Below are 6,192 nucleotides of genomic sequence, written 5' to 3' on the forward strand. Positions count from 1 at the left end.
CAGCAGCAAAGGTTGACTGGCATTTTAGGACAGGTGATGCCAGAATAAAGCTCAAGTCTTTATACCCCAATTTTACTATCGCCTCTTAAAAGGCGGTAGTAAGGTTAAATATCGTCATGTCATTACAATAGTACCGGTAATACTTATTCTCATTTTAGTATTTATAGCACTTTGCAATGGTGATTCATCAGGCTTTGAAGCAATAGGCAAAATAATATTATACATTGGACTATTCATAGGTGTTGGAGCAATTATTGCATATACACCTTGGTTAATATTAGTAGTTATAGTTGGTGTTATCATCTGGGCAGTCGCATCATCAAATAACAATAGTAAAAATAGTTATACGAATGATAATGCATTAAATGAAAATCATGTTTATAATCAACAACAGAAAGAAAATAGTGAAATAGCTCCTATTGATAACTCAAACCTAACTGATTTTCAAAGACAATTACAAGAAAATACAAAAACACCTCAGCAAGTAGAAGATGAAAGTTGGCTAAAAGAAAAAGAACAAATATCTAATACAGCCAAAAGAGATTTCTCAGAAATAAAACGAATATTGCTAGAGAAAGCACAAAAAGGACAATATTCAACTTTTAATGGATATAAATCCATTTCGATAGATTATTATTGCACATATTTAATGCATTGTATACATAGAGAACATTATTATAATCCAACGGGTAAAATAGGTACTTCAAGTTATCGAACAAATAAAAAAGTTATTTATTCAATTGATAAAATGAAACAATATAACTTATACTTAGATATTTTAAAAGAGTTTGCAATAACAGATAATATAGATATATCTCCATTTTTTGTTGAAATAGACCCAATTGTTTATCAGCAGGAAAATAAGATAAATTTACCATATACATATAAACATGAATGGAGAACTGATTCCCACAAAATAAAAACATATTTAAAATGTTCAATTAGATATTAAGCAGCAAGCAAAAAAATCTTGCACAAATACAAAAAGAAAAGGGCAAACAAAACTGTATACCTACGTGTCCTATCTGCGGCTCAACTAACATCAAAAAGATTACTATGACAACAAGGGCAGTAAAAACCGCAACATTTGGCATAGCTGGAGCAGTAGATGATGCTGGTAAAACATATAAATTTGTGAACAGTTGGATTAAATTATATATTATATCCTTTCAAAAGTAGTGAAAGAGTAGAGACCATTTTTAAGGTGTCTTTACTTACTTTTCTGTATCTAGTTTGATTTCTGCCGCACAATTATGTAACGTTTCTAATTCATCTGTCCATAACCCTTTATTTTTCAAGATATCTTTACTCTCTATATAATCTTCATCAGTTAAAATTATAGTGGCCATAAAAGCACTGTATTCTGCGTCAGGCTGTGCCATTTTAAGTATATCAACTAATGTATTGATTATTCTTGATTTATTATATAGTTTTCCATCTTCTCTTGAATTAAGAACAATTGCCTTTTTGTAAATATCTTTTAGTTTATAGTACATTACGTCTGCAATTTTTATTCGAGGTATAACCAATTTAATTTGATTATTGAGGTCAAGTTTATCAACTGTTAACCTTCCTTTACTTAAGATATTGTTATCTTTACTCTTTATCATAAAGCATTTTAAATACAAATATTCTCTAGGATCATCAATGCTTGGATCTATAAGTGGCGTCTTGTATGTATCAATTGTTGATTTGTTTGAATTGCACTCACTACAGCTTGGTAATAAATTTTCCCATTTCACAACTTCGTCTGGATATAATGACTTGCAATGATAATGTTCGACTTGCATTGGTCTGGCTTGAACACCTAAAATAGTCTCACAATAACAACACTTATTATGAGACATCTTTAAGAGCGGAACAGTAATAAAATCTTTTTTCCAAACTGATTTCTCTGTATTCTTATATTCATTAATCAATTGTTTTTCGACTTCTGGTGTCAAAGCAGAAGGTTTATCAGGACGATTTAGCTTGATCATGACATATTATTCCTCCATGCCAGCCATTTGAATTTTAAGCAACTGCCGAAGTACATTATTTGGATGCCACATTTTATTCAGTAATTCATACTTTTCTTTTGCAACTTTTACATTATCTTCTTTCATTGCCTGATCAAACTCATGCATTATTTTAGCATACAAATCAGACGTTGTAGACTCCATCCCCATAACATCTTTCATTATTTCTTCAAGAGTCCAGCCTTGTAATCCATATTCTCCAAGATGTAATTCTTTTATATGAACATCGCCATTTTCATCTTTGTATAAAGGAATAATTTCTTCTGCCTTAGCATTTTGCAGAACACTTGGACTATGTGTAGTAGCAATGATTTGTGCTTTTGGAAAAGTTTCTTTTAATACTTTTACAAGTTTTGCTTGCCATTGGGGATGAAGATGCATATCTATTTCATCTATCATTATGATATTATCAAATTCTACAGCATTTATATCCGGAAAACGATATTCTATTTCTTTGATTATTCCAAGTAAAATATAAATACATGATTTATAACCATCAGATAGCATTTCAAAATATATTTCGTTCTCTTTATTTTTTAACATTATTTCATAATCCGACTTAACTGTGAATACTGTTAAATTTTTATCTAATAAGTTAAAAACATTTATACTTAAATCTAAATTGTTTTGTTGATATTTATCTAATGAGTATTCGACTTTTGAAAATATATATTGATTAATAAACCAATTTTTAATATTATTATCGACACCAGATACTAATAATTGGCTTGAATGAGTATTGCTATTATCTATATTAATGTTTTTAAAAGTGTGAAGTGCATCTATTTTTTCATAATTAATAAAACGTGATGACGAAAAGTAAATTACATTATTCCCACGTTCATAATCGCCATCATACCGATTAATATATCCAGGGACAAAATCTGTAACTATATAGCCAATATATTCTCCTGTATTAAGGCATAACTTTACACATCCATTTTCAGCTCCATAATGCTTTTTAATAAAGCTATCCTGACCATACAGAAATTGATACGCGATAGCTTTTAAGACAGTAGTCTTCCCAACACCATTCTCACCGCAAATTAAATTTAAACCCTCATTAAAGTTTAAATCTAAATGTTTTATGCCATTTATATTATCAATAGTCATTTTCTCTATTTTCATAGATTTTTCTCCGTCTCCCAATATATAAGTTTGGGGAAGAATAAGATTTTCCATATCCGCCATTACCTCCTTAATTTTATCATGTATTATTATTTTCTACAATCAGAACTTACGTTTTGAAAGATATGTTCTAACAAATTTTGAGTCTGATAAATTTATTATAAAAATTATTAAAAGAATTTGCATGTTTTCTTAATCAGAATGAGAGCTTATATACTATTAAATTTGAATCTATCTATGTACTTTTTATTATTATTGTGATAGTCTATTCTATATAAATAATTACAGTTCTATAAATATAGATTTTTGTGACGATATATTTAAAACAAAATAAGGAGCAAAAATAAAAGTTGGCATAAATTCGTTCATATATTATTAGTATGGAGGTGGGAAGAAAATGAAAGAATTTATATTTAACCTAATTACATGTTTGGTTACGCTGTTTCAAGGAATAGGAACTGAATTATATAAAAATAGAGAAAGAATAAAAAAGGGAAAATTATTCCAATTTTTAAATAAGAATTTTAGAGTTATAATATTATCTATTATTTTTATAGTTTTACTTTTGTTTACTTCTATATATTATATATCATCAAAAAATAATAATGTAGAAAATATAAAAAAAGCAAAAACCAATGCTGTGTCCCAATTTGAATTTATTAATACATTAGGCGAATATCTTTATAATGGAACAGAAATAGATATATTGCCATCAACTTTTTCTTGTTTAAAAAGAGCCGCCGAGCAAAATAACATTAATGCATTATATATTCTTGGTGTTTGCTATACATATGGTTATGGGACTGAAATTGATGATGTAAAAGCACTCGAATATTTTTTTGCATCCGAAAAAGAAAATGCAGATGCAAAAGCTTATATAGGGTATTTTTATTATTATGGTTGGGGAGGACTCAGTGTTGACAAAGAAAAAGCACTTGATTATTTAAGCATTGCAGAGGACGAAGGTAGTGTTGTTTCTTTATATTTTCAAGCAGAATATTATATGTTAGAAAGTGATATAGAAAATCATTATGAATTAGCTATTGAATTATGTAAAAGGGCAATTGAATTAAAGTATGAACATATTTATGGAATTTTAGGATTTTGCTATCTATTATTAGATTCACCAATATGTGATGTAGGGAAGGCATATGATTGCTTTTTAGAAGGTGAAAAGGTTAACGATCATTTCGCTTTATATGGTTTGGGCCGCTGTTATGAAGCGGGATACATCGTTGAAAAAAATGAAAAGAAGTGTGTAGAATATTATACTAAATCTGCAAAAATGGGCAATATATATGCAAACTATAGGTTAGGAATCTGTTATTTAAATGGTGTTGGTACAGAACAAGATTATAATAATGCATTCATCTGTTTTGAAAATTCTACAAAGCGTGGATATTGTGAATCAATGTTTATGTTAGGCAAATTATATCAAGAAGGCAAAGGATGCTCTATAGATAAAAGAAAAGCATTTTTACTTTATGAAAAGGGAGCTGAATTAGGAAGCCTAAATGCTAAATGTGGTATTGCTCTTTGCTATTATAATGGAATAGGAACTTCAAGAAATTATGATAAAGCTTTTTACTATATTTCTCAAGCAGCAAATAAAAATAAAAAAGAGGCGGAATTTTATTTAGGATTTTTTTATGAAAATGGGATAGGAACAGATATAAGTTTAGAAAATGCTGAAATATGGTACAAGGAATCATCTGAAAAAGAATATATAAAAGCTCAAAATAGATTAGGGTGGCTATTATATAAACAAGGAAGTTATGATGAAGCTTTTGAATGGTTTAATATAACTGCGGAAAATTGTCAAGAGTCCCAATATGGATTAGGTGAATGCTTTTTTTATGGACGAGGTGTAATACAAAGTTACGAACAATCCAAAATCTGGTATGAAAAGGCTGCATATCAAGGACACGCACCATCTATGGTACAATTAGGAAATATTTTTTTCTATGGATATTGTGGTGATTATGATTTGGAAAAGGCAGTTGAATATTATAAAAATGCTTCTGATTTAGGATATTCCGATGGACAATATCAATTAGCAAATTGCTATATGTATGGAAACGGTGTAGAGCAAAATTACAATATTGCAATTGAGCTTTATACAAAAGCGGCTAATCAAGAACATTCTTTTGCACAAAATAGGGTAGGTGATATATATTATTATGGGGATGGAACTAAAAAGGATTTTGTAATAGCTGTTAACTGGTACACAAAATCTGCAAAGAATGGTTTTTCAACAGGGCAATATAATCTTGGACATTGCTATTTATTTGGAGAAGGGATAGTACAAAATAGTGAACAAGCTGTTTATTGGCTTGAATGCTCAGCCAATCAAAATAATGCAAATGCGCAACATCTTCTTGGGATGTGTTATGAAAATGGTTGGGGAGTTAAAAAGAATATTGAAAAAGCTAATGATTACTATGCATTAGCAATAAATAATGGATATGTTGAATAATTTGTAAATAATCCATATATATAGTTTACCAATTGTTTTTATCTAATAGTTCTTGATTCGCTGGCACGGAATCACGAATGCCAGTCAAAGCGCTTTACAATTTGAAGGCTAATGTGTATAAATACTTTAATTATTTCCTTCACAAAGGAGAAAAGATAAAATGTCGCTTATAATGGCACTTGAAACATATGAAGGTATTGTAATGACAGAGGACAGACTATCTACCTTAAATTATAATAATGAAAAGCAAGGGACTGTGGACTGCTTCCCTAAATCATTTATTCTCACAAGTCGTTTGTAACTCAAAATGGCTATGGTCTTTCATATTGTGGAGATGGAAAGTTAACAAATAAGTATCTCGTAGATCAATATCTTTTAGAAGAATTTTGTAGCAAAGATTTCTCAAATAAACAGCCTTTAGAAATTGCTCAATATCTTGTAAGTAGTGTCTGCTGATTAAGTTCAGCTAAGCCACGCAAAACTTAATACAGCATATTTTGTGTCAAAAAATTGACATATCCGTAAAAGGGCAGAATGTATCCGCCTCTGAATCTTAAAGAGGTTCGTCAC

General features: G+C 29.5%; 5 protein-coding genes. 2 read left to right on the forward strand and 3 right to left on the reverse strand.

Annotation, left to right across the window (positions count from 1 at the left end; translation table 11 throughout):
* Window positions 1-114 precede the first annotated feature (114 nt).
* Window positions 115-303, reverse strand: a complete 189-nt coding sequence (locus NSB25_RS28515; protein ID WP_146040224.1) for a hypothetical protein — start codon at window positions 301-303, stop codon at window positions 115-117.
* 262 nt (window positions 304-565) lie between these two features.
* Here NSB25_RS28515 and NSB25_RS28520 point away from each other — a divergent pair, with 262 nt between their 5' ends.
* Window positions 566-952: a hypothetical protein gene (locus NSB25_RS28520; RefSeq protein ID WP_146040223.1), complete on the forward strand. Its 387-nt coding sequence runs from the start codon at window positions 566-568 to the stop codon at window positions 950-952.
* A 262-nt stretch (window positions 953-1,214) separates the two neighbouring features.
* On the opposite strand, the gene NSB25_RS28525 is transcribed toward NSB25_RS28520, so the two are convergent.
* Together NSB25_RS28525 and NSB25_RS28530 are read right to left on the reverse strand one after the other, a co-directional pair.
* Complete coding sequence (locus NSB25_RS28525) at window positions 1,215-1,979, reverse strand: HNH endonuclease family protein (RefSeq protein WP_103242714.1); 765 nt, start codon at window positions 1,977-1,979, stop codon at window positions 1,215-1,217.
* A gap of 6 nt (window positions 1,980-1,985) precedes the next feature.
* Entirely contained in the window at window positions 1,986-3,209 is a 1,224-nt protein-coding gene (locus NSB25_RS28530; RefSeq protein WP_103242713.1) for an AAA family ATPase, read from the reverse strand.
* A gap of 334 nt (window positions 3,210-3,543) precedes the next feature.
* Between NSB25_RS28530 and NSB25_RS28535 the strand changes: the two genes are divergently transcribed.
* A complete protein-coding gene (locus NSB25_RS28535; RefSeq protein WP_103242712.1) occupies window positions 3,544-5,622 on the forward strand; it encodes an SEL1-like repeat protein in 2,079 nt (692 codons plus the stop codon).
* Window positions 5,623-6,192 lie beyond the last annotated feature (570 nt).

It is taken from the genome of Acetatifactor muris, assembly GCF_024623325.1.
Classification (GTDB): domain Bacteria; phylum Bacillota; class Clostridia; order Lachnospirales; family Lachnospiraceae; genus Acetatifactor; species Acetatifactor muris.